Origin of the sequence: Labrys sp. 22185 (assembly GCF_052045555.1) — a bacterium.
Taxonomy (GTDB): Bacteria; Pseudomonadota; Alphaproteobacteria; order Rhizobiales; family Labraceae; genus Labrys; species Labrys neptuniae.
The window spans coordinates 1-2315 of record NZ_JBQEPH010000111.1 but is presented as its reverse complement, the minus strand read 5'-3'; the positions used below and the strand labels follow the sequence as shown (position 1 = coordinate 2315).

At 59.8% G+C, this 2315-nt stretch carries 1 protein-coding gene; it reads left to right on the top strand.

Annotation, left to right across the window (positions count from 1 at the left end):
- Positions 1-2315: glycosyltransferase (locus tag ACTJKX_RS38125; RefSeq protein WP_440728495.1), on the top strand; the 2315-nt coding region annotated here is incomplete at both ends.

The window sequence follows — 2315 nt, the reverse complement described above, 5'->3', positions numbered from 1 at the left end:
GATGCTGCCCTGATCAAGGGAGGCTTTGCCAATCTCTATGACCATTATCTGAAGCGGGGAGCGCAGGAGGGACGGCAAGCCCATCTGCTGTTCTCGCCGCAAGTCTATCGCCGGCACATGGCGGACATTGTCGGCCAGCCGGTCCCGACCGCCACGGGCGCGTTTCAGCATTATTTGGCCTGGATCGACGAGGGCAGGGGGGATGTCCCCACCTCGCCCTATTTCGATGCCGCCTGGTATTATCTGCATTATCCCGAGGTCGAGCAGGCCGTTGCCGAGCAGCAGTTCAAAGGGGCTCTGCATCACTATCTGTCGAACTCCGATCCATCGGCCTTCGATCCGCTCGAATATTTCCGCGAGCGCTTCTATATCGAACGCTATAGCGACATCGAGAAGGTCATCGGCCGGGGCAAGTGGTTCCGCAACGCCTATCTGCATTTCCTGCGCTATGGCCAACATGAGCTGCGCAACCCGACCAACTATATCAACCTGCAATATTACTGGGCCCGCCGCTCCAGCGTGGTGGTCAATGCAGAACTGGCCAAGGTCGCCGATCCCTTCGCCCATCTCCTCACCGTCGGTCTCCTGAAGGGGCTGCCCTTCGCGCCGACCGGCGCCCCGATCGACGTGCCGGAGAAGCAGGCCCGCGCCCTGTTTCTCAGCCATGCCGAGAACATGGCTCCCCAGCATGCGCGCCGGCCGATCGACTTCACCGTCGAAGGCCGCGCCGATGTCTGCGTCATCGTGGTGGTGCACAACCACCTGGCCATGACCTTGATGACCCTGGCGTCACTACGGGATAACTACGCCGGCGGGATCCAGCTCATCCTGGTCGACTCGGGTTCGACGGACGAGGTCAAGCAGATCCAGCGCTATGTCAGGGGCATGGTCCATCTACGCTTCGAGACCAATATCGGCTTCATTCATGCCTGCAACAGCGCGCTTCTGCATGCGAATGCCCCCGCCATCCTGTTCCTGAACAATGATGTGAGGCTTTCCACCGGGGCGATCGCCGCCGCCATGGCGCGGCTGGAGGCCGATCCGCAGATCGGCGTGGTCGGCGCGAAGGTGATCCGCACCAATGAAAAGCTGCAGGAGGCCGGCTGCATCATCTGGCGGGACGGCAAGACCAACGGCTATATGCGGGACTGGGCGCCGCTCAGCCCGGAAGCGAATTTCGTCCGCGACGTCGATTTCGTCTCCGGGGTTTTCCTGATGGCGCGCGCCGATCTGATTGCACAGATCGGCGGCTTCGATCCGCAATTCGCCCCGGCCTACTACGAAGACGCCGACCTCTGCCTGCAGGTGTGGAAGGAAGGCTACCGCGTCGTCTACGATCCCAATGTGGTGGTCTACCATTACGAATATGGCAGCTCGCGTGACTCGGGCGCCGCTTTCGGGCTGATGCACAAGAACCAGAAGGCTTTCCATGCCAAACATTTGCAGGCATTGAAGCATCGTTTTCCGAACACGCCGGAAGCCCTGCTGGAGGCGCGTTTTGCCGGCAAGACCCAGTCGAAGATCCTCTATGTCGAGGACTATATTCCGCTGCGCAGCCTGGGAGCCGGTGCGGTCCGCAGCAACGACCTCATCCGCATGATGGCGGGGATGGGCTATCAGGTGACGGTCTTTCCGGTCCACGGGACTGCAGCGCCGATTGCCGAAATCTATGCGGATTTTCCTGATAGCGTCGAGATCATTCACGATCTCAATCATCATGACTTCAATAAATTCATTAATGATCGAAAGAATTATTTTGATTGTATCTGGATTTGCCGCGCTCACAATCTGAATTTTCTTTATAGATATCTTGAAGATCTCAATCTCAATCCGAACAAGACGAGCGTCGTCCTTGATACGGAAGCGGTCTTCTCGCTGCGGGAGGAACTGCAGGCAAAGCGTGAAAACAGGCCCTTCGATCTCGGCGAGGCCATGGCGCGGGAATTCGAGCACGGCCATTTCTGCCAGGAGATCGTCACGGTCAGTCCGTCCGAAGCCGCCGTGCTGCACAAATTCGGTTTCCCCCATGCCAGGGTGGTGGGAACCTACCGGCCCGTCACCCCGACCCCTCGCAGCTTCCAGGATCGGGCCGGCCTCCTCTTCGTCGGCAGCCTCTATGCCGAGAACACGCCCAACTACGATTCATTGAACTGGTTCATCGAGGAAATCCTGCCGCGCGTCGAGGCGGAACTCGGCTGGGAAACCCGGCTCAACCTGGTCGGGCATGTCGCCCCCGGCCTGGCCCTCGACCGTTTCCTGTCGCATAGCCGGGTCACCTGGCACGGGCCCGTGGCCGATCTCGCTCCGATCTACGA